We start from the raw sequence: 19,455 nt of genomic DNA, 5'->3' as shown, positions 1-19,455 counted from the left end.
GCCGATATGGGGCGCGGCGGCGGCGGCGCCAGTGCCCTAGCCGTGCCGCGCCTGCCAGCTTGGCAGCAGGTCGCCCGGTGCGGGCCGGGCCATGTAGACGCCGCGCGCGATGGCGCGCGCGAGGCAGATCGCGGCGGCATGGCCCAGCCAGAGCGCGGCATCCGGCGCCTCGGGCAGCGGCCGCACGCCGGTGGCGGCGGCAAAGACCAGGTCCCCGTCCATCGGGCTGTGCGACAGGCCCAGCGCGCGGGCCATGCCGTCATGCGCCGCCACTGCCATCCGCGTCGCCTGCGCCTTGTCCAGCGCGGCATCGGTGGCGACCACGGCAATGGTGGTGTTCTGCCCCAGCCGCACCCCCAGCTTCGTCGCCGGCAGTCCGAAAGGCCCGCGCGCGGGGCCGAGGCCGCCGAATTCCGCACCCTCTTCCCAGGGCGCGGCCCAGAACTGCGGCCCGCCGTCCACGACCGCCGGCCCCAGCGCATTGACCGCGACCAGCGCGCCCACCGTGACGCCCGAGGGCAGCACGACCGAGGCAGAGCCGAGCCCGCCCTTGAGATCGGCGGTCAGGGCGCCGGTGCCGGCGCCATGGCTGCCCAGCTCGAAGTCCTGCCCCGCCGCCTCCAGCGCCCGCGCGCCCAGCGCGGCATAGGGGTTTTGCTGCCAGTCCTTGTCGCCGCCATTCGCGAGGTCGAAGAGGATCGCCGCAGGCACGATCGGCACGGTAAAGCCCGCGACCGCGACCCCGCGCCCCCTCCGGCGCAGCCCCTCCATCACGCCCGAGGCCGCGTCGAGGCCGAAGGCGGACCCGCCCGAGAGCACCAGCGCATCTACGTCTGTCACGCTCTTGTCGGGGGCCAGAAGGTCGGTCTCGCGCGTGCCCGGCGCGCCGCCCATGACATGGACACCGCAGGTGAAGGGGGCATCGCCGGTCACCACGGTGACGCCCGATTTCAGCATGTCGTCCGAGGCATTGCCGACCCGCAGCCCCGCGACGTCGGTGATCAGGTTGCGCGGGCCCGGCTGCATCGTCCCGGTCACCGGCGCGGCGCCGCAGGATCGGCGCCTGTCGCGCGCAGGTCGACGGAATATGTCATCATTGTCCCCGGCCAGGCACAGGCCGTGACATGCATCACGCACCCGCAAATCGTTGATCGGCAGGCGATTGCCTAATGCCACGCTGATGTTACCTAGGGCGGAACCCTCGTGTCAAAGGCTGCCACCTATGCACTCAACCACCACACGCCGCGGCGCGCTGCGCGGCCTTGCCGGCCTGTCGCTTCTGGCGGTCGGCGCCTGCGCGCGCCAGGCCGTGCCTGAAACCGTCCCCCAGATGCAACTCATCGGCGGGGTGCCCGTCGACCAGATCGTGCCCGGCTACGGGCTGATCGAGGATGACGGCTACCGCCTGCCGCCCGTGCCGCCCGAGTACCTGCAGGGCGTCAACCGCCGCATGAACCTGCGCTACACGGGCACCGAAGCGCCCGGCACCATCGAAGTCGATCCGCATGCCAAGTTCCTGTACTGGGTGCAGAACGACGGCAACGCCTGGCGCTTTCCCATCGCCGTGGGCCGGCAGGGCAAGTCGATGAGCTACGACACGGTGATCCGCCGCAAGGAGCATTGGCCCAGCTGGACGCCCACCGCGAACATGCTGCGCACCGAGCCCGAGATCTACGGCGGCTTCGCAGGCGGCGTTCCGGGCGGCCTCGCCAACCCGCTGGGCGCGCGAGCGCTCTATCTCTACCAGGGCGGGCGCGACACCTACTTCCGTATCCACGGCACCAACGACATGGCCTCGATCGGGAACTCCGGCTCAGCGGGCTGCATCCGGCTTTTCAACCACGACATCATCTTCCTCTACCCGATGGTGCCGCGCGACACGCTGGTCACGGTGCGCAGCTACGACGAGTCGGTGCGGATCGAGGGGCAGGCCCTCGCCAATCGCGGCCGCGAGCTGGACCCCACCTACGTGCCGCCCGAAGAGATCTACGCCGCCGCCGCGCGCAGCGGCCCGCCGCAGATCTCGGGCCAGTAGGCTTTCGCGCGGGCGCCCTGCCCGCGCGACAGACCGATGCCCGCCCTGCTTCGCCTTCTCCTTCTGGCCAGCCTCGTGCTGGGCGTGGTCTACCTGTGCCTCTCGCTCTGGGCGCGCGATCGCTGCCGCGCCCGGCTCGAGCGTCAATGGGACGAGGAGATCCGCGAGGGCGACCGCGCGGCCTTCGTCCGCGAGGGGCTGGCGATCCGGCAGGGCGACATAAGGCGCCGCCTGATCTGGGGCGTGCTGGTGATCCCGCTGGCGCTGATCGCCGCCGCGGCGGGGCTGGCGCAGTAGCGGCGCGTGACTGTCGCGCCCCGCTGGGCTAGATCGGGCGCAGACAGATGCCCGGACAGGGCCCCAGACTGCGAGACGCCATGACCTTCGACCGCACGATCAAGATCGCCCCCTCGATCCTCTCCTCCGATTTCGCCCGCCTGGGCGAGGAGTGCCGCGCCATCGAGGCGCAGGGCGCGGACTGGGTGCATGTCGACGTGATGGACAATCATTTCGTGCCGAACCTGACCATCGGCCCCGGCGTCGCCAAGGCGATCCGCCCGCACATCAAGGGCGTTATGGACGTGCACGTGATGATCGCGCCGGTCGATCCGCTGATCGAGGCCTTTGCCGAGGCCGGCACCGACATCCTGACCGCCCATGCCGAGGCCGGCCCGCATATCCACCGCACGCTGCAGGCGATCCGCGCGGCGGGGATGAAGGCGGGCCTCGCCCTGAACCCCGGCACCCCGGCCGAGGCGGCGGCGCCGCTGCTCGACAGCGTCGACCTGATCCTTGCGATGACGGTGAACCCCGGCTTCGGCGGGCAGGCCTTCCTCGAGCCGGTTCTGGACAAGGTCGCCGCCCTGCGCGGAATGATCGGCGACCGTCCCGTGCACATCCAGGTCGACGGCGGCATCGACACCCGCACCGCCGGGCGGGCCGCGGCCTCTGGCGCCGATGTCCTCGTCGCGGGATCGGCGGTGTTCCGCGGCGGCTCGCCCGATGCGGCGCAGGTCTACGGCGACAACATCGCCGCGATCCGCAGCGCCGCCGAGGCCGGGCTGACCGTAGGCTAGCCCTCGTCCTTCGGCTTCAGCAGGATGTCGCGCGGCACGCTGCTGAACTCGCGCGACCACAGCAGCCATGCCACGAAAAGCGTCGCGGCGATCATCGCCGCCGCGCCCAGCAGCCAGGCCAGCGCCGCCAGCGCGAAATACATCGCCCGAAGCCCGCGGTTGAAGTTCCAGGCGGCGCGAATGTTCAACTCTCCGGCGCGCAGGGCACGCGGCGCGGCCTCGGGGTGGGCGGCATCCTGCGGCACCGCCGCCATCATCACCGCGCAGTAGCCGAAGACGCGGTGGGCCCAGACGAACTTCAGAAAGGCGAGCGACAGCAGCAGCGTAACCGGCAGCAGCTTGATCTGCCACAGGGCGGCCGGCATCTCGACCGCGGCGATATGCTCGGCCACGCCCTGCAGCGGTTCGGTATTGCCCAGCAGCGCCAGCACCCCGCCGATCGCCAAGAGGCAGGTCGAGGCGAAGAAGGAGGTGCCCTGCCGCAGGCTGCCGAGGATCTGCGAATCGAAGATCCGGTTGTCCCGTTGCAGGAACTCCGCCATCCAGGCGCGGCGGTACTGCGACATCAGGACCGTGACGCTGGGCGCGCGGCCCGGATGCTCGATCCGCCAGCCGGTGGCGAAGAAGGCCAGCCAGAGCAGCGCCAGCGCGGCGGCATCGAGCGGCGTCAGAAGATGCAGGTTCTCGAGCGGGCTCATGCCGGCAGATTAGGCCGTGCCGAAGCGCTTGGGCAGGGGGCACGCGCGATCCGCGGCATCGCCGGGCAAGCCGGCCACAGCGGCGCCGCGCCCGCGGCGGGCCGGGTTCCCGTGGCGCCGCCCTGCCCCTATGCTGGAGCACGAGCTAGAAGGACGACCTTGCGCATGCATGGGCTGACCGCGATGATTCTGTGCTGCGTTCTGGCGGCGGCGCTGCCGCTGGCCGCGTCGGCGCAGGCGCCCGCATCAGGCTCCGCCCCGCTGCAAACGCAGGGCTGGGAGGCCGTGGGCCGGCTCGACATCGACGGCAAGCGGTTCTGCACCGGGTCGCTCATCGCCCGCGACGTGGTCCTGACGGCGGCGCATTGCCTTTACGACCGCGACAGCGGCGCCCGCGTCGCGCCCGAGCGTATCACCTTCCGTGCCGGTCTGCGCGACGGCGCCGCGCTGGCCGAACGCAGCGCCGTCGTGGCCGTGCATCCGCCGCGCTACGTCTTCGGCGGCGCCGGGGCGACGCGGGCCAGCCCCTACGATCTTGCCCTGCTGAAGCTTTCGGCGCCCGTGGGCATCGAGGTGCAGCCCTTCGCGGTGATGCGCGGCGCGGCGACGGGCGACAGCGTGGGCATCGTCTCCTACGCGCGCGGGCGGTCCGAGGCGGCCTCCCTGCAGGAGGTCTGCGCCGTTCTGGGGCGCGAGGAAGAGCTTGTCGTGCTGTCCTGCGAGGTCGATTTCGGCGCCTCGGGCGCACCGGTCTTCCGCCTCGACGGCGAAACGCCGCGCCTCGTCTCCATCGTCTCGGCCAAGGCCGAGATGGAGGGGCAGCCGGTCGCCGTCGGCGTCGCGCTGGACGAGACGCTGCAGGCGTTGATGGTGCAGCTGTCGCCGGCCGATCCGGGCACCCTCGTCGCCGGCCTGCCCGCGCCGCAATCGCCCACGGACGGGGCGCAGGACGCGGCCGCGCCGCTGCCCGAGGGGCTGGTCAGCAGCTTTCGCAGCCTCGCGCCGGCCTCTGTCAGGGTGCTGCGCGCCGGCGAGCGCAGCGATACCGGGGCCCGCTGGGTTCGCCCCTGAAATGCGCGCCCGGGCCTCTTGACCCGCCGACAGCCCATTCCCAAATCTGCCTCGCCGGGGTGCCCGACAGGGGTTCCGGCAGGAAACGCGGCCTGTCCCGGCAGGGAAGGCCGGCATTGTTATCGCTTGCACGAGGATGACCCAGATGCGCAATTTCGACTTCGCCCCGCTCTACCGCGCCACCGTCGGCTTCGACCAGGTCGCTGACCTGATGGACCGCGTGATGGCCAAGGAGACCGGGCAGACGAACTACCCCCCCTACAACATCGAGAAGACCGGCGAGAGCGCCTGGCGCATCTCGATCGCCGTGGCCGGCTTCTCGGCCGACGACCTGAGCGTCGAGGTGCGTGAGAACGCGCTGATCATCTCTGCCCAGCTCGCCGAGGATCAGACCGGCCGGACCTTCCTGCACCGCGGCATCGCCACGCGCGCCTTCGACCGCCGCTTCGCCCTGGCCGAGCATGTGCGCGTCACCGACGCCAGCCATGTCGACGGCATGCTGCACATCGATCTCGTGCGCGAGGTGCCCGAGGCGCTGAAGCCGCGCCGGATCGAGATCGCCAGCAAGGCCGGGACCAAGCGCCAGCTTGTCGAGAACGACGGCTGAGGCCCCTCGCCGTCACCTGACGCAAAGGGCGCGGATCACCTCCGCGCCCTTTTTCGTGCCTCAGAAGCTGAGGGTATAGTTGTCGCCGACGTCCGGCTTCTGGCCCGAGACCTGCGCCTTGGCGATCTCGTAGAGGAACTTGGCCCCGCCGACCGAGGCCCAGACCTCTGCCGCCGCCATCTTGAACTGCATCAGCGTGATGTCGGGATCGCGCTCGCCATGGTCGAACCAGCTGGCGACCACGGCATTCCAGATCTCGTCCAGCTTCTGGGGGTCGTGCTCGACCTGCAGCATGCCGCGGATATGGGTATAGAGGCCCTGCTTCTCGCTGGAGCCGATGAAGATCGCCTCCTGCGGGCCAAGCTTGCTCTCGGCAGCCAGCTCGGTCCCGGCATGGGTGACGAACCAGAGGCTGCCGCCTTCCTTGTCGGGGTAATGCGCCATCGGCACGAGGCGGCCGGAGGCGGTGGTGCCCAGCATGCCGGCCTGAAAATCGCCGAGACGGTCCCAGAATTCTGTGACGTGATCGGACATTGGATCGATCCTTTCGGAGTGGGGCGGGCAGCGCCCGCTTCTGGCACCGAACGGTCGGCCGGGGCCGGGCGTTCCACGCGCCCGCCTCGGGCCTCGCGCGCTACTGCGCTGTGTCGCAGGCCTGCAGGGCCGCGGGAGAAAGGCGCATCGCCCGTGACCATGTCTCGGTCGTGCCCGAGGCGACGGCCACGACCTCTCCGTCCAGCGTCAGCACCGGCGCGCCGGAGGCGCCGTGGGTCAACGGGCAGTCGAGGATCAGCGCCTCGTCCTCCACCTGCAGCACGGTGCAGGCGACCTCCGTCTGCACCTCCTTTCGCGGGCGGCCATAGCCGGTGACGCGCAGCAGATCGCCCACCCGCGGCGGCGCTTCCGCCACGGGTAGCGCCTCGGGCGCCTCCCCCGGCAGGCAGAGGGCCGCGGTATCTGGACCCAGCGTCACGGCGCGCCCGGGCACGAGGCGTTCGGCATAATCCGCCCTATCGTAGCCGAACAGCAGCGTCAGGCGCGGCAGGGACAGCGGGGTCAGGCAGTGGCCGGCGGTGACGGCCACGCTGGGCGCCACGGCGAAGGCAGTGCAGTGCCAGCGCACGTCCCAGCCGCTCCAGTTCGCGCGGGCGATGCCGTCCAGCGGCGCTGGCACCGGCACGCCCTGCGCCAGTGCCCCGGCGGGGGCGAGCGCGGCGGCCAGCGCCAGCGCCCGCAGGATCAATGCGCCTGCGCCCAGCTGCGCCCCTGCCCCGCGTCCACCTCGAGGTGCACGTCCAGCTTCACCGCCGGATCGGCGGCGCCTTCCATCACGCCGCGCGCGGCAGCGATCAGCGGCTCTGCCTCGGTCTCGTCCACCTCGAACAGGAGTTCGTCGTGCACCTGCAGCAGCATCCGCGCCGAGGGGACGGAGGCCGTCGCCGCCTCCATCCGGATCATCGCGCGGCGGATGATGTCGGCGGCGGTGCCCTGGATCGGCGCGTTGATCGCGGCGCGGCGGGCGAAGCCTGCGGTCGGCCCCTTGGCGGCGATCTCGGGGGTGTTGATGCGGCGCCCGAAGAGCGTCTCGACGAAGAGGTTCTTCTTCGCGAAGGCGATGGTCTCGTCCATATAGGCGCGAATGCCGGGGAAGCGTTCGAAGTAGCGGTCGATGAAGCGCTGCGCCTGCTCGCGCGGGATGCGCAGGTTCCGGGCAAGGCCGAAGCCCGAGATGCCGTAGATCACGCCGAAGTTGATCGCCTTGGCCTGGCGCCGCACCTCGGAGGTCATCTGGTCGAGCGGCACGTCGAACATCTCCGAGGCGGTCAGCGCGTGGATATCCACCCCCTCGCGGAAGGCCTGCTTCAGCTCCTCGATCCCGGCGATATGGGCGAGGATGCGCAGCTCGATCTGGGAGTAGTCGAGGCTGACCAGAACCCGCCCCTCGGGCGCGACGAAAGCCTCGCGGATGCGGCGCCCTTCCTCGGTCCGGACGGGGATGTTCTGCAGGTTCGGATCGGTCGAGGCGAGGCGTCCGGTGTTCGCCCCGGCGATGGAGTAGCTGGTATGCACCCGCCCCGTCTCGGGGTTGATCGCCTGCTGCAGCGCGTCGGTATAGGTCGATTTCAGCTTCGAGACCTGCCGCCAGTCCAGCACGCGGGCCGGCAGCTCGTGCAGCGTCGCCAGATCCTCGAGCACATCGGCCCCGGTGGACCAGGCGCCGGTCTTGCCCTTGGAGGGTTTCTTGCCCTCGGGCAGGGTCAGGCCCAGCTCGTCGAACATGATCTCGCCCAGCTGCTTGGGCGAGCCGACGTTGAACTTGCGCCCCGCCAGCCCCTCGATCTCTTCCTCGAGGGCGGCCATCTTCTGCGCGAAGGCGCCCGACATGCGGCTGAGGACGTCGCGGTCGACCTCGACCCCCGCCATCTCCATCCGCGCGAGCACGGGGACGAGGGGACGTTCCAGCGTCTCGTAGACGGTGGTCACATGCTTGACGTGCAGCTGCGGCTTGAGATGCTTCCACAGCCGCAGGGTAATGTCGGCATCCTCGGCGGCGTAGCGGGTGGCGGCCGTGATCTCGACCCTGTCGAAGGTGATCTGCGACTTGCCCGTGCCGATCAGCTGCTTGATCGGGATCGGCTGGTGGCCGAGGTAGCGTTCCGACAGCTCGTCCATGCCATGGTTGTGCAGCCCGGCGTTCAGCGCGTAGCTGATCAGCAGCGTGTCATCCAGCGGCGCGACCTCGATGCCGAGGCGGGCCATGACCTTGCCGTCGAACTTGGCGTTATGGGCGATCTTCAGGATCGAGGGATCCTCGAGCATCGGCTTGAGAAGGGCCAGCGCCTCCTCCATCGGCATCTGCCCATCGGCCAGGGCATTGCCGCCGAAAAGATCGCCCTCCCCCTCGCCCTTGTGCTGCAGCGGGATGTAGCAGGCCTGCCCCGGCTCCACGCAAAGCGAGAGGCCGCAGATCTCGGCCCGCATCTCGTCGAGGCCATTGGTCTCGGTGTCCCAGGCGACGTAACCGGCCTCGTAGATGCGATCGATCCAGACCTGCAGGGCCGCCGCGTCGCGCACACATTCGTAGGCATCGGGGTCGATCGGCGCGGCCTCCTGCGCCTGGACCGGGGCACCGGCGTCGGGGCGATCCTCGATCACCGACGCCTCGGCGCCCAGCTTCTCGGCGACGCGGCGGGTGATGGTGCGGAATTCCATCTCCGACAGGAAGGCGAGCAGCGCCTCGGGATCGGGATCGCGCACCTCCAGTTCGTCCAGCGTGAAGTCCAGCGGCGTGTTACAGTCCAGCGCGACCAGCCGCTTCGACAGGCGGATCTGCTCGGCATGCTCGATCAGGGTCTGGCGCCGCTTGGGCTGCTTGATCTCCTCGGCGCGCGAGAGCAGCGACTCCAGATCGCCAAACTCGTTGATCAGCAGCGCCGCCGTCTTGACGCCGATGCCCGGCGCGCCCGGCACGTTATCGACGGAATCGCCGGCCAGCGCCTGCACATCGACGACGCGGTCGGGCGCGACGCCGAACTTGGCCATCACGCCCTCGCGGTCGATGCGGACGTTCTTCATCGGGTCGAGCATCTCGACCCCGTCGCCGACCAGCTGCATCAGGTCCTTGTCCGAGGACAGGATCGTCACCCGCCCGCCGGCCTCGCGCGCCTGACAGGACAGCGTGGCGATGATGTCGTCGGCCTCGAAACCGGCCAGCTCCTTGCAGGCGATGTTGAAGGCCTCGGTCGCGCGGCGGGTCAGCGGGATCTGCGGGCGCAGGTCCTCGGGCATCGCCTCGCGGTTCGCCTTGTACTGGTCGTACATGTCGTTGCGGAAGGTGTGCGAGCCCTTGTCGAAGACCACCGCGACATGGGTCGGCGCATCCGGGCCGGTGTTCCCGTCCACGTAGCGCTGCAGCATGTTGACGAAGCCCGAGACCGCGCCGACGGGCAGGCCGTCGGACTTGCGCGTCAGGGGCGGCAGCGCGTGGTAGGCGCGGAAGATGAAGGCAGAGCCGTCGATCAGGTGAAGGTGACAGCCTTTGCCGAACTGGGTCATTCGCTCGTCTCCGCCATGGCGCCGCATAGAGGGCGGTCATGCCATGTTCCGCCCCGTTCTGCCAGCCGCCCGGGCCGCCGCGATGGGGCGTATGCGGAAGGGGGCACCGGGCCGCGCCATGCGGCCCGGTGCGCGAGGGGTCAGCCGCGGCGGCGCAGCACCAGCCCGGTCAGGCCGAGCGCGCCCAGCAGCAGCGGCAGCGAGGCCGGCACCGGCACGGGGGCCGGCGCATCGCCGATGGTCAGCGTGACGGTGTCGTTCATCGTCGAGCCGCTGTAGCTGCCACGGAACAGGCCCAGCGAGTCGAAGCTGGCATCCGCGAGCACGGTCGTGCCCGAGATCGCGCCGCCGGTGCTGCCAGCCAGAACGCCGATGCTGCGGGACGAGAGCGACAGCTGCGCCCCGGTGAAGGTATCGGCAGGCTGGGTGAAGCGGGTGAAGCCACCGCCGCCAAAGGCGCCGAGACCGGTGAAGCCGCTGTAGAAGTCGAAGGCGGGCGTCGCCGTCGGCGGGGTCCGGCTATAGGCGCCGAAGGTCAGGCTGCCGTTACGCGGGGTGGTGCCGGCATTGGCGATCTGCGTCGAGGAGACGCGCATCCCGGTCAGATCGAGGCTGCCGCTGTAGGAGAAGACGACGCTGCCGTCCTGCTCGTAGGCATTGACGACGATCGAGGCGGCGGCACTGCCGGCGAGGGCGGTGGCCGCGACGGCACCGAGAAGAAGAGTCTTGAGGGTCATGGAGCAGGTCCTTGCGACGTGACGATGGACGCTGCGTTTCACCCCAGTCTAACGCTGGCGTGACCGCTGCGTGAATACGTCAAGACAGCGGCCCGATTATGGCAACACTATGGCAGGGACCGGATCTTCGGCGCCGCGGGGGAAACCGCAGGCGCCCGCCGCGTCAGGCTTGGCCCGACCGATCTTCGTCCCGGGTCAGATCGTCCAGCCCCGCCTCGCCCTTCTCGGCGAAGGAGCGGTGGACGAAGCGCCGGTCGCAATAGCCGCATTCGACGAAGCCGGTGTCATGCGGGATCACCAGCCAGACGCGGGGATGTCCCAGCCCGGGGCCGGAGCCGTCGCAGGCCACGCGCCAATCGTCGGTGATGGTGGTTTCGGGCGCGGGAAGCGTCATTGCGGGATCCTGATGCAAGGTTCGGGCGCCATCATAGCCTCTTGACGGCCTGAGGCAAGTTGACCTGCCGCGCCGGAACCGGCCATGTCTGCTTAGGTTGCCCGCGACGCAGAAGAGGAGTCCCCGCTTGGACGAGATCGACCCGGCCGCCCGAGAGGTTCTGTCCAAGCTGGATCAATGGGCCGACGGCTTCTTCCGGCTGCTTCCCAACATCGCCGTCGCGCTCGTGGTGCTGCTGCTTTTCGTGCTGCTCTCGCGCGTCGTGCGGCGGCTGGCGCTGCGGGCCGGGCACCGCCGCGGCCGCGAGAACCTGGGCGAGGTCGGCGGCAGCCTGCTGTCCTGGACGGTGCGGATCGTGGGGCTGATGCTGGCGGTGACCATCGTCGCCCCCTCGATCACGCCGGCCGATCTTTTATCCGGGCTCGGCATCGGCTCCGTTGCCGTGGGCTTTGCCTTCAAGGACATCCTGCAGAACCTGCTGGCGGGCATCCTGATCCTGATCCGCCAGCCCTTCGAGATCGGCGACCAGATCGTCTCGGGCGGGCACGAGGGCACGGTCGAGAAGATCGAGACCCGCGCCACCCTGATCCGCACCTACGACGGGCGCCGCGTCGTGATCCCGAATTCGGACATCTATACCGACGCGGTCATCGTCAACACCGCCTTCGCCCAGCGCCGGACCGAGCATGACGTGATGATCGGCAGCGATTCCGACTGGGCCGAGGCGGTGCGGCTGATGGTGAAGGCCACCGCCGGATGCGAGGGGGTCGCGGCCGACCCCGCGCCCGAGGCCCTGCCATGGGAGATCGGCGAAAGCGGCAACATCATCAAGCTGCGCTGGTGGACCGATTCGCGCCGCGCCTCGGTGGTGCATGTGAACGCGCGGGTGATCCATGCGGTCTACATTGCGCTGACCGAGGCGGGGATCGAGCTGCCCTACCCCAAGCAGGTCGTCATCTTCGCCGGCGAGGGGGCCGGCAACCCCCTCGCGCCGCCGCAGCAGGATTAGGCCCGGATCGGGCCGATCGCCTCGCCGCCAAGGATGTGCAGGTGGAAATGCGGCACTTCCTGCCCGCCGTCCGCGCCGGTGTTCGCGACGACGCGGTAGCCGCCCTCCAGCCCCGCCTGCTCGCAGACCTGGCCCAGCGCGCGGGTGAAGCCCAGGATCTCGTCGTCCGAGGCCTCGCGCGCGAAATGGCCGTAATCGACGTAAGGCCCCTTGGGGATCACGAGGATATGCACCGTCGCCTTGGGAGCGACGTCCTCGAAGGCGAGGGCCCAGTCGTCCTCGTGCACGGTCTTGTTCGGAATTTCGCCGCGCAGGATGCGCGCGAAGATGTTCTGGTCGTCGTAGCGGTCGGTCACGCTGGCCTCCGGTCAATCCTCGAACAGGTCCGGTGTGTCGACGATCCGCGCCGCGACGTCCAGCGGGATCGACAGTGCCCGGGCCAGGGCTTGTGCCTGCTCGCCGGCGGGGTCGGTCTGCCGCAGCACCTCGTGCCGGCCAAGGCCCGCCGCGCGCAGCTGCCGCGCCTCCTGCGCCAGCTCCTGCCGCAACGAGGGCAGAAGCGGCGCCACCTCGAGCGCCTCGGCGCCGCCGCAGCCCATCGGCGCCAGCCCCAGCCGCTGCGCATGCGCCGCGAGGTAGTCGTCCGAGATCTCGCATTGCATCTCGAGCAGCGCGGTATCGCAGCCGTCGGCGGCGAAATCGCGCATCACCTCGATCCGCGAGGGATCGAGGCAGATCGCCAGCCGGTCCGTTTCCAGCACGTCGAAGATCAGCCGCAGCACGGCGCGGCGATGGCGAGAGCGTTTCTCCATCCCCCGCTCGATCCCGCCAAGGTCGGGCAGCGGCGCGGCCTCGTCGTCGAAGACATGGCCCAGCGCCGGCACCCCCGCGTGCTGCGCGAGCCTATCGACAAGCCGCCGGGCCGGGGCCCATTTCTTGCAGGTGACGATCAGCAGGCGGCGGCCCGCGCCGATGCCGGCATCCCAGATGCGCGGGGCGTAGCGCGTGCCCTCGCGCCCGCGCCGCGCGAGGTAGTCGATCTGCCGCGGCCCGTCGCCCGAGACGGCGACCTCGCTGCCCTCCCCGGACCAGAGCGACCAGAGCTCGCCCCGCAGCCGCGCCGCATGGGCGCTCACCTTGCGGGCAAAGAAGGCGTCCTGCCGCAGCAGCAGGCCGCGGTGATCGTCGTGAAAGGTGACCGGCATGCCGTAGTCGTTGAACATCAGAAAGGTCGGCGGGCGGCCCGATATCTGCGCCCGCGGCACCAGATGCGCGACCAGTGTCTGGAAGAAGGTCTCGTCCGGGATCCAGCTTCGGCGGAAGAAGCGCGGCAGGTCGGGACGCGCGGCGATCAGCACGCGCAGCGCCATCACCGTCTCGCGGCGCAGGCACCACCACTGGCTGCCGATCATCACCCGCAGCCCCTCGGGCAATGGCCGCGACAGGCGCAGCGCCCGCTGCAGACCCAGCGCGGCATAGAACGCCCGCCTCTGACGCCGCTCGTTGAAGGGGTGGCGGTAGATCAGACGTTCCTCGCGGATGCCGGTGCGGATCCAGCCGCCGGTCAGAAAATCGGTGCATTCGATCCAGTCGGTCTGCGCCGCCTCGAGCCGGGCCCGGACGAAGCCCGCGGGCTTGATCGGCAGGCAGTCGCCGGACAGCAGGTAGAAATGCCCGGCCTCGGGAAAGGCGGCGACGGCGGTCTCCAGCGCCTCGAGCGTGGCGGCGACAAGGCTCCAGTCGCCCCAGCCGCAGGCGATGCGGCGGCGGGTCGGCACGATGCCCGGCACGTCCCGCACCCCTTCGCGGACCTGCGCTCAGGCCGCCGCCGGGGCGCGCCCGTCCAGATGCAGGACCACGCCGTCACCCCCGGCCGCCAGCGCCCGCGCCTGCGCGATCACCGTGGCGGGATCCTTGTGGCACAGCAAAAGGAAGGCGATCCGTCCCAAGGGCCGATCCGTCGGTTTGAAGCTAACTCGTCCCTTGATAGCGCAGAGGGTCGCGAGATAAACCTATGCGATAGCTTCAATTCACCACGACGCGCAGCGGCCGGCCGGCCCCCGAGGAGGCGATTGATGGGTTTTCCGGGCGTCTGGATGACCGAAAGCGAGAGCCTGCTTTACCGGGTGGTGCCGAAATGCGCCTGCTCCAGCATCGGGCAGGTCATGTATCATTCGGACTACGGGCAGTTCTACGACGGGGACATTCACGACACCCGCCAGGGCCTGCACAAATGGGCGCAGGAGGACAGCCGGGGCCCGATCAAGGCGGCAGTGGCGGGGGGCCACCCCCTCGCCTTCACCTGCGTGCGCAATCCCTATACCCGCGTCCTGTCGGCCTTCTTCGACAAGATCTGCGGCATCCAGCGCAACGGGTCCCGCTACAGGGGCAACATGGTGCCCACGGCAACAGAGATCTACGGCTTCGAGGTCGGCAGCCCCGAGGATGGCTTTGCCTTCGACCAGATCGCCAGCTTTCGCCGGTTCCTGCTTTTCGCGCGGGACACCATCCTCTGGGGCAAGCCGATGCGGCCGGACATCCACTGGTCCTCCGTCTCGGGGCACCTGTCGACCTTCGTCCGCAACGGCGGCCGCTTCGACCACATCGTCTGGACCGAGCACTTCGAGGAGGGGATGGGCGAGGTTCTGGCCCGGGCCCGGCTGCGCCACCCGGTCGATCTGGGCACGATGCCGCGCTTCAACGAAAGTGCGGATCACGGCCCGAAGCGCGCCCATCCGGTCGAGGCCTTTTTCGACGACCTCTCGCGCCACCTGATGTGGGAGATCTACCGCAACGACTTCGAGCTTTTCGGCTACGACTTCGACGATCCCGGCAATCCGGCCCCGATCCGCGAGATCGACCTCGATCTTGTGCACGGCGCGCTGGCCGAGTGATGGACCGCCCGCCGAAATAGGATATGGGGCAGGCCATGCCGATACACCTGCCCCCCGCCCTGAAGCATCGCCTTGCCACCCGGGTGGAGCTGCGCGCCCTGCCGCCGCTCCTGATCGCGGCCGGTGGCATCTGGCTGTTCATCGCCCTCGCCGGAGAGATCGCCGAGGGCGAGACCCGCGGCTTCGACGAGATGCTGCTGCTGGCCCTGCGCACCGCCGGTGACCCCTCCAACCCGATCGGCGGGCACCGGCTGCAGAACGCGATGCGCGACATCACCGCGCTCGGCTCGGGCGTCGTGCTGGTCGGGGCCGTGGTGGCCGTGGCCGGGTTCCTCGCCCTCGCGCGGCGCGGGGCGACGGCGCTGTACCTGGTCATGGCGACGGGGTCGGGCATGGCCGTCAGCGCGCTGGCCAAGCGGCTGGTCGACAGGCCGCGCCCCGACCTCGTGCCGCACGAGGTGCTGGTCTCCAGCCCCTCCTTCCCCTCGGGTCATTCGATGAGCGCGGCGGTGGTCTACCTGACGCTGGCCGTGCTGCTGGCCCGCGCGCTCGAAAGCCGGGCACAGAAGGCCTATGTCATCGCGCTGGCGGCGCTTCTTGCCGGCGCCGTGGGCCTGAGCCGCGTTTACCTCGGGGTGCACTGGCCGACGGACGTGCTGGCCGGCTGGGCCGGCGGCGCGGCCTGGGCGCTTGGCGCCGCGAGCCTCGCGCATTGGCTGGGCCGCCGCGGCCGGATCGAGCCCGACCGCGACGGCACGGCGGACTAAAGGAGGCCCGCCCGCTGCATCAGCGCCCGAAGATCGGTCTCGGGGCGGGCGCCGAAATGGCCGATCACCTCGGCCGCGGCGATGCAGCCCATGCGCCCGCAAGCCTCGAGGCTGGCGCCCTGCGACAGGCCGAACAGCAGGCCCGCGGCGAACTGGTCGCCCGCGCCGGTCGCGTCCACCGGGGTGACGGTATGGACCGGCACCTCGATCCGCTCCTCGCCGCGGATCAGCACGACCGGGTTGCCCGAGCGGGTGCAGACCGCCAGACGGCACTCCTGCGCCGCGCGGGCCAGCGCCTCGTCGATGCCGCAGTCGTAGAGTGCCGACCACTCCGCCTCGTTGCCGATGACGAAGTCGAGCTCGCGCACGAGGCGCTGGAAATCCGCACGGTGACGTGTGGCGCAGAAGGGATCGGACAGGGCGATGCCCGCCTGACCGCCGCCCTCGCGGCACAGGCGCGCGGCGCGTTCGAAGGCCGCCTTGCCCTTGTCCTTGTCGTAAAGATACCCCTCGAGGAAGAGGACGCCCGCCTCACCGGCCACGGCGTCCGAGACATCCTCTTCGCCCAGCTCCGAGGAGATGCCGAGGTAGGTGTTCATCGACCGCTCGCCATCGGGCGAGACGAAGATCATCGAGCGCGAGGTCGGAAGCTCGCCGCCCGCGACGGGGCGGTTCGGGAACTCCATCCCCTGCTCTTCCATCTCCTGCGCGTAGAAACGGCCCAGCGCGTCGTCGTTCACCCGGCCGATGAAGGCGCCCTTCAGCCCGAGGTTGCCAAGCCCCGCGATGGTATTGGCGACCGATCCGCCGGCGGCCTGCTGCCGCTCCTTCATCGCGGCATAGAGCGTCTCGCCCCGCTCGCGCTCGACAAGCTGCATGATGCCCTTCTCGATCCCCATCAGGTCGAGAAAGCTGTCGTCCCCGCGCGCGAAGACATCCACGACGGCATTGCCGATGCCGACAACCTGGTACTTCTTCAAAGCCACTTCTCCTCGTATCCGCAGTGCTCCCGTATCAGGCACGCGGGACATTTCGGTTTCCTTGCCACGCAGGTGTAGCGCCCGTGCAGGATCAGCCAGTGATGCGCCCGCAGCTGGTACTGCGCAGGGATGCGATCCTCGACCGCGCGCTCGACCGCGACGACATCCTTGCCCGGCGCGATGCCGGTGCGGTTTGCAACGCGGAAGATATGCGTATCGACCGCCTGCGCCGGCACGCCGAAGGCCGCGTTCAGCACGACATTCGCCGTCTTTCGCCCGACGCCGGGCAGCGAGACCAGCGCCTCGCGGCTGCTCGGGACCTCGCCGCCGAAGTCGTCGACGAGGATGCGCGCCATCTTCATGATGTTGCGCGCCTTGGTCGGGTAGAGGCCGACGGTCTTGATATGCGCGATCAGCCCCTCCTCGCCGAGGTCGAGCATCTTCTGCGGCGTATCGGCGACGGGGAACAGGCTGCGCGTCGCCTTGTTCACGCCGGCATCGGTGGCCTGCGCCGAGAGCGCCACGGCCACCAGAAGCGTATAGGCGTTCACATGCTCGAGCTCGCCCTGCGGATCGGGCTCCGCCTCTTCGAAGAGGGCAAAGATCTCGGCGATCGTCTGGTAGGGCAGCGGAGCGGTCATGGCTGTCGTCTAGGGGCGGGCGGTCATCGGTGCAAGGCGCAGGTTCCGGGTCGCATGGCGGTGCAAGGCGGGTAGATTGGGCACATGGATCAGGACAGCAGATACCACTACGGCGTCATCGCCCGCGCCATCGCGGTGATCGACGCAGAGCCGGGCCTCGGGCTCGAGGCCCTTTCGGCGCGGATGGGCATGTCGCCCGCGCATTTCCAGCGCGTCTTCAGCGCCTGGGTCGGCGTCTCGCCCAAGCGCTACCAGCAGTACCTCGCGCTCGGGCAGGCCAAGACGCTTCTGGCGCAGCGGCGCACCACGCTTGAGGCGGCGGATGGCAGCGGGCTCTCCGGCACGGGCCGGCTGCACGACCTCTTCCTGCGGTGGGAGGCGATGAGCCCCGGCCTCTGGGCCGCGAAGGGCGAGGGGCTGACGGTGCGCTGGGGCGCCTTCGACAGCCCCTTCGGCCCCGCAGTGGCGATGGGCACGGAGGCCGGTCTCTGCGGCCTCGGCTTCGCCGCCGAACTGGGGCTAGAGGCGACGCGGGAGGAGCTGATGGCCCGCTGGCCGAAGGCCCGCTTCATCGAAGACCCGGCCGCCGTGGCCCCCTGGGTGGAGGCCGCCTTCACCGGGCGCGGCGAGGCGCGGCTGGCGCTGATCGGCGCACCCTTCGCGCTGAAGGTCTGGGAGGCGCTGCTGACGATCCCCTCGGGCATGGTCACCACCTATTCCGACGTCGCCCGCGCGGCGGGCAACCCCGCCGCCGTCCGTCCGGCGGGCACGGCCATCGGCCGCAACCCGGTGGGCTGGCTGATCCCTTGCCACCGGGCCCTGCGCAAGTCCGGCGCGCTGGGCGGCTACCACTGGGGGCTGCCGGTCAAGCGGGCGATGCTGGCCTGGGAAGCGGCGCGCAGCGAGGCCCGGGACGATGGCATGGAACTGGCGGAACCCTGCGCGGAACAAGGGTATCAAGGCCGCGTTATTGCCTAGCAACAGGGGGTGCGCCAGATGGGATCCTGATCCCGCGCGACCGATCGCGCCCCATAGTGAAACGGACAGGACCATGATCGCCTTCAAGACCCCCCTCGCCCTCGTCACCGCCTCGGCCCTTGGCCTCGCCGCCTGTACGCCGGTGCAGCCGACCGCCAACAACCCCGACCCCAACAGCAACGCCCGCCGCGGCGCGCTGGTCGGTGCCGGTCTGGGTGCCGCCGTCGGCGCGCTGACGGGTGACGACAGCAGCGAGCGCCTGCGCAACGCCGCCATCGGTGCCGCCGTCGCCGGCGGTGTCGGCGCGGCCGCGGGCAACCGTCTGGACCAGCAGGAAGCCGAGCTGCGCAACCAGCTGGGCAACAACGTCGGCATCGTCAACAACGGCGAGCAGCTGGTCGTGACCCTGCCGCAGGACATCCTCTTCGCGACCGACAGCGCCACGCTGACCGGCAGCCTGACGAGCGACCTGCGCACCATCGCCACCTCGATCAACAACTACCCGAACACCACGGTGAACGTGATCGGACATACCGACGGCGACGGCTCCGCCGCCTACAACCTGGACCTCTCGCAGCGCCGCGCCCAGTCGGTGGCGAACGTGCTGACCGGCGCCGGCGTCACGCCCAGCCGCATTCGCGTCATCGGCCGGGGTGAAGACCAGGCGATCGCCTCGAACCTGACCCCCGAGGGCAAGCGCCAGAACCGCCGCGTCGAGATCATCATCACGCCGAACGCCTGATAGGCTCCCGTCTCGACGAAAGGGGCCGCCTCGCACCTGCGAGGCGGCCCCTTTTTCTTGCTGACTGTGGGCCCGCCTGCCCTGCCGAGCGATAGCCGCGAACAGCAAAAGGCCCGCCGCGATCCCTCGCGGCGGGCCTTTCTAATACTCTGGCCGAAAGGCTCAGTGCATCCGGTCGCGCACCGTCTGGATCGAGCTTTCGATCATCCGGTCGCGCCGCTCGGGCGTCATCTGCTGGATCAGCACCTCGCGTGCGGCGGCCACGGCCACCGTCACGGCGCGGTTCTGGACCTCCTGCACGGCGGCCGCCTGCGCGCTTTCGATCTGCTCGGTGGCGCCGGCCAGCCGGCGCTCGACGGAGGCACGGATGTCCTCCTTCGACTGCTCAGCCGCGCGGCTCGCCTCGGTCCGGGCGTTCTCGACGATGCGGTCGGCCTGGGCCTGCACGTCCTTCTGCTTGCGCTCGTAAGAGGCCAGCAGCGCCTGCGCCTCGTCCCGCAGGGACCGCGCCTCGTCCAGATCCTTGCGGATCTGGTCCGACCGCTTGTCCAGCATCCCGCCGACCTGGCTGGGCACCTTGAAGTAGGCGAGCACGGCAAGGAACAGCAGGAAGGCCAGCGTGACGACGAAGTCGGTGTTGTAGAGCGAGAAGAAGGCGTCGTGCCCGCCCCCGTCATGGACGGCGGCATCCTCGATCACCACCTCCTGCGCGGCGGCCGGAAGGGCCACCAGCAGCGCGACCGGCAGGACGGCCAGCTTGCGGATCATGG

General features: G+C 70.0%; 23 protein-coding genes. 10 read left to right on the top strand and 13 right to left on the bottom strand.

The features are described 5' to 3' along the window. Positions 1–36: 36 nt before the first annotated feature. Positions 37–1,026 (bottom strand): P1 family peptidase, encoded by a 990-nt coding sequence (locus DFP88_RS10215; RefSeq protein ID WP_110814387.1) that lies wholly within the window; start codon positions 1,024–1,026, stop codon positions 37–39. A gap of 196 nt (positions 1,027–1,222) precedes the next feature. Here DFP88_RS10215 and DFP88_RS10210 point away from each other — a divergent pair, with 196 nt between their 5' ends. The 3 genes from DFP88_RS10210 (at position 1,223) to rpe (ending at position 3,111) form a co-directional block, all read left to right on the top strand. Beyond that, on the top strand, positions 1,223–2,035 hold the full coding sequence (locus DFP88_RS10210; RefSeq protein ID WP_110814386.1) for a L,D-transpeptidase: 813 nt from the start codon (positions 1,223–1,225) through the stop codon (positions 2,033–2,035). A gap of 36 nt (positions 2,036–2,071) precedes the next feature. Continuing rightward, positions 2,072–2,332, top strand: coding sequence for a hypothetical protein (locus tag DFP88_RS10205; RefSeq protein ID WP_110814385.1), 261 nt, complete (start codon positions 2,072–2,074; stop codon positions 2,330–2,332). Positions 2,333–2,412: 80 nt separating this feature from the next. Then, positions 2,413–3,111, top strand: a complete 699-nt coding sequence (gene rpe / locus DFP88_RS10200; RefSeq protein WP_110814384.1) for a ribulose-phosphate 3-epimerase — start codon at positions 2,413–2,415, stop codon at positions 3,109–3,111. On the opposite strand, the gene DFP88_RS10195 is transcribed toward rpe, so the two are convergent. After that, the gene (locus tag DFP88_RS10195) at positions 3,108–3,809 is read right to left on the bottom strand and encodes a DUF599 domain-containing protein (protein ID WP_110814383.1); all 702 of its coding nucleotides are present in this window, start codon (positions 3,807–3,809) and stop codon (positions 3,108–3,110) included. The genes rpe and DFP88_RS10195 overlap by 4 nt on opposite strands. A 165-nt stretch (positions 3,810–3,974) precedes the next feature. Here DFP88_RS10195 and DFP88_RS10190 point away from each other — a divergent pair, with 165 nt between their 5' ends. Next, positions 3,975–4,880, top strand: coding sequence for a trypsin-like serine peptidase (locus DFP88_RS10190; protein ID WP_110814382.1), 906 nt, complete (start codon positions 3,975–3,977; stop codon positions 4,878–4,880). A 145-nt stretch (positions 4,881–5,025) separates the two neighbouring features. Then, positions 5,026–5,487 (top strand): Hsp20 family protein, encoded by a 462-nt coding sequence (locus tag DFP88_RS10185; protein ID WP_110814381.1) that lies wholly within the window; start codon positions 5,026–5,028, stop codon positions 5,485–5,487. Positions 5,488–5,547: 60 nt separating this feature from the next. On the opposite strand, the gene DFP88_RS10180 is transcribed toward DFP88_RS10185, so the two are convergent. From DFP88_RS10180 to DFP88_RS10160, 5 genes are all read right to left on the bottom strand, one after another. Beyond that, the gene (locus tag DFP88_RS10180) at positions 5,548–6,021 is read right to left on the bottom strand and encodes a pyridoxamine 5'-phosphate oxidase family protein (protein ID WP_110814380.1); all 474 of its coding nucleotides are present in this window, start codon (positions 6,019–6,021) and stop codon (positions 5,548–5,550) included. Between the two features lie 100 nt (positions 6,022–6,121). Then, entirely contained in the window at positions 6,122–6,730 is a 609-nt protein-coding gene (locus DFP88_RS10175) for a trypsin-like serine peptidase (RefSeq protein WP_181418616.1), read from the bottom strand. Continuing rightward, entirely contained in the window at positions 6,727–9,543 is a 2,817-nt protein-coding gene (gene polA / locus DFP88_RS10170; RefSeq protein ID WP_110814379.1) for a DNA polymerase I, read from the bottom strand. Before polA ends, DFP88_RS10175 begins: the two co-directional genes overlap by 4 nt. Before the next feature lie 140 nt (positions 9,544–9,683). Beyond that, positions 9,684–10,280 carry a hypothetical protein gene (locus DFP88_RS10165; protein ID WP_110814378.1) on the bottom strand — a complete coding sequence of 199 codons (597 nt, stop codon included), beginning with the start codon at positions 10,278–10,280 and terminating at the stop codon, positions 9,684–9,686. A gap of 163 nt (positions 10,281–10,443) precedes the next feature. Then, positions 10,444–10,674: a zinc-finger domain-containing protein gene (locus tag DFP88_RS10160; RefSeq protein WP_110814377.1), complete on the bottom strand. Its 231-nt coding sequence runs from the start codon at positions 10,672–10,674 to the stop codon at positions 10,444–10,446. Positions 10,675–10,801: 127 nt separating this feature from the next. Here DFP88_RS10160 and DFP88_RS10155 point away from each other — a divergent pair, with 127 nt between their 5' ends. Beyond that, on the top strand, positions 10,802–11,683 hold the full coding sequence (locus DFP88_RS10155; protein WP_110814376.1) for a mechanosensitive ion channel family protein: 882 nt from the start codon (positions 10,802–10,804) through the stop codon (positions 11,681–11,683). On the opposite strand, the gene DFP88_RS10150 is transcribed toward DFP88_RS10155, so the two are convergent. From DFP88_RS10150 to DFP88_RS17465, 3 genes are read right to left on the bottom strand one after another with little or no spacing between them, the layout of a single operon-like run. Continuing rightward, on the bottom strand, positions 11,680–12,039 hold the full coding sequence (locus DFP88_RS10150) for an HIT domain-containing protein (RefSeq protein WP_110814375.1): 360 nt from the start codon (positions 12,037–12,039) through the stop codon (positions 11,680–11,682). The genes DFP88_RS10155 and DFP88_RS10150 overlap by 4 nt on opposite strands. Positions 12,040–12,051: 12 nt before the next feature. Beyond that, the gene (locus tag DFP88_RS10145) at positions 12,052–13,473 is read right to left on the bottom strand and encodes a DUF5928 domain-containing protein (protein WP_245904772.1); all 1,422 of its coding nucleotides are present in this window, start codon (positions 13,471–13,473) and stop codon (positions 12,052–12,054) included. Between the two features lie 27 nt (positions 13,474–13,500). After that, complete coding sequence (locus DFP88_RS17465) at positions 13,501–13,632, bottom strand: hypothetical protein (RefSeq protein ID WP_281268163.1); 132 nt, start codon at positions 13,630–13,632, stop codon at positions 13,501–13,503. Positions 13,633–13,758: 126 nt separating this feature from the next. Here DFP88_RS17465 and DFP88_RS10140 point away from each other — a divergent pair, with 126 nt between their 5' ends. Together DFP88_RS10140 and DFP88_RS10135 are read left to right on the top strand one after the other, a co-directional pair. Beyond that, positions 13,759–14,577 carry a sulfotransferase family protein gene (locus DFP88_RS10140; protein WP_110814374.1) on the top strand — a complete coding sequence of 273 codons (819 nt, stop codon included), beginning with the start codon at positions 13,759–13,761 and terminating at the stop codon, positions 14,575–14,577. Positions 14,578–14,612: 35 nt separating this feature from the next. Continuing rightward, positions 14,613–15,344, top strand: coding sequence for a phosphatase PAP2 family protein (locus tag DFP88_RS10135; RefSeq protein ID WP_220032318.1), 732 nt, complete (start codon positions 14,613–14,615; stop codon positions 15,342–15,344). Here DFP88_RS10135 and DFP88_RS10130 read toward each other — a convergent pair. Continuing rightward, entirely contained in the window at positions 15,341–16,324 is a 984-nt protein-coding gene (locus DFP88_RS10130; protein ID WP_245904771.1) for an adenosine kinase, read from the bottom strand. The two genes, DFP88_RS10135 and DFP88_RS10130, sit on opposite strands and share 4 nt — an antisense overlap. Continuing rightward, the gene (nth, locus tag DFP88_RS10125) at positions 16,321–16,965 is read right to left on the bottom strand and encodes an endonuclease III (protein ID WP_110814371.1); all 645 of its coding nucleotides are present in this window, start codon (positions 16,963–16,965) and stop codon (positions 16,321–16,323) included. Before nth ends, DFP88_RS10130 begins: the two co-directional genes overlap by 4 nt. Before the next feature lie 84 nt (positions 16,966–17,049). Between nth and DFP88_RS10120 the strand changes: the two genes are divergently transcribed. Further along, complete coding sequence (locus DFP88_RS10120; protein WP_110814370.1) at positions 17,050–17,943, top strand: bifunctional helix-turn-helix domain-containing protein/methylated-DNA--[protein]-cysteine S-methyltransferase; 894 nt, start codon at positions 17,050–17,052, stop codon at positions 17,941–17,943. Positions 17,944–18,016: 73 nt separating this feature from the next. Beyond that, a complete protein-coding gene (locus DFP88_RS10115) occupies positions 18,017–18,685 on the top strand; it encodes a YiaD family glycine zipper/OmpA-like lipoprotein (RefSeq protein WP_110814369.1) in 669 nt (222 codons plus the stop codon). A gap of 162 nt (positions 18,686–18,847) precedes the next feature. Here the strand turns inward: DFP88_RS10115 and DFP88_RS10110 are convergent, their stop codons facing one another. After that, a complete protein-coding gene (locus DFP88_RS10110) occupies positions 18,848–19,453 on the bottom strand; it encodes a F0F1 ATP synthase subunit B family protein (RefSeq protein WP_110814791.1) in 606 nt (201 codons plus the stop codon). Between the last annotated feature and the right edge of the window lie 2 nt (positions 19,454–19,455).

It is taken from the genome of Pseudoroseicyclus aestuarii, assembly GCF_003217255.1.
GTDB classification, from domain to species: domain Bacteria; phylum Pseudomonadota; class Alphaproteobacteria; order Rhodobacterales; family Rhodobacteraceae; genus Pseudoroseicyclus; species Pseudoroseicyclus aestuarii.
The sequence above is the reverse complement of the archived record's forward strand: the minus strand, read 5'-3'. Positions and strand labels throughout refer to the sequence as shown.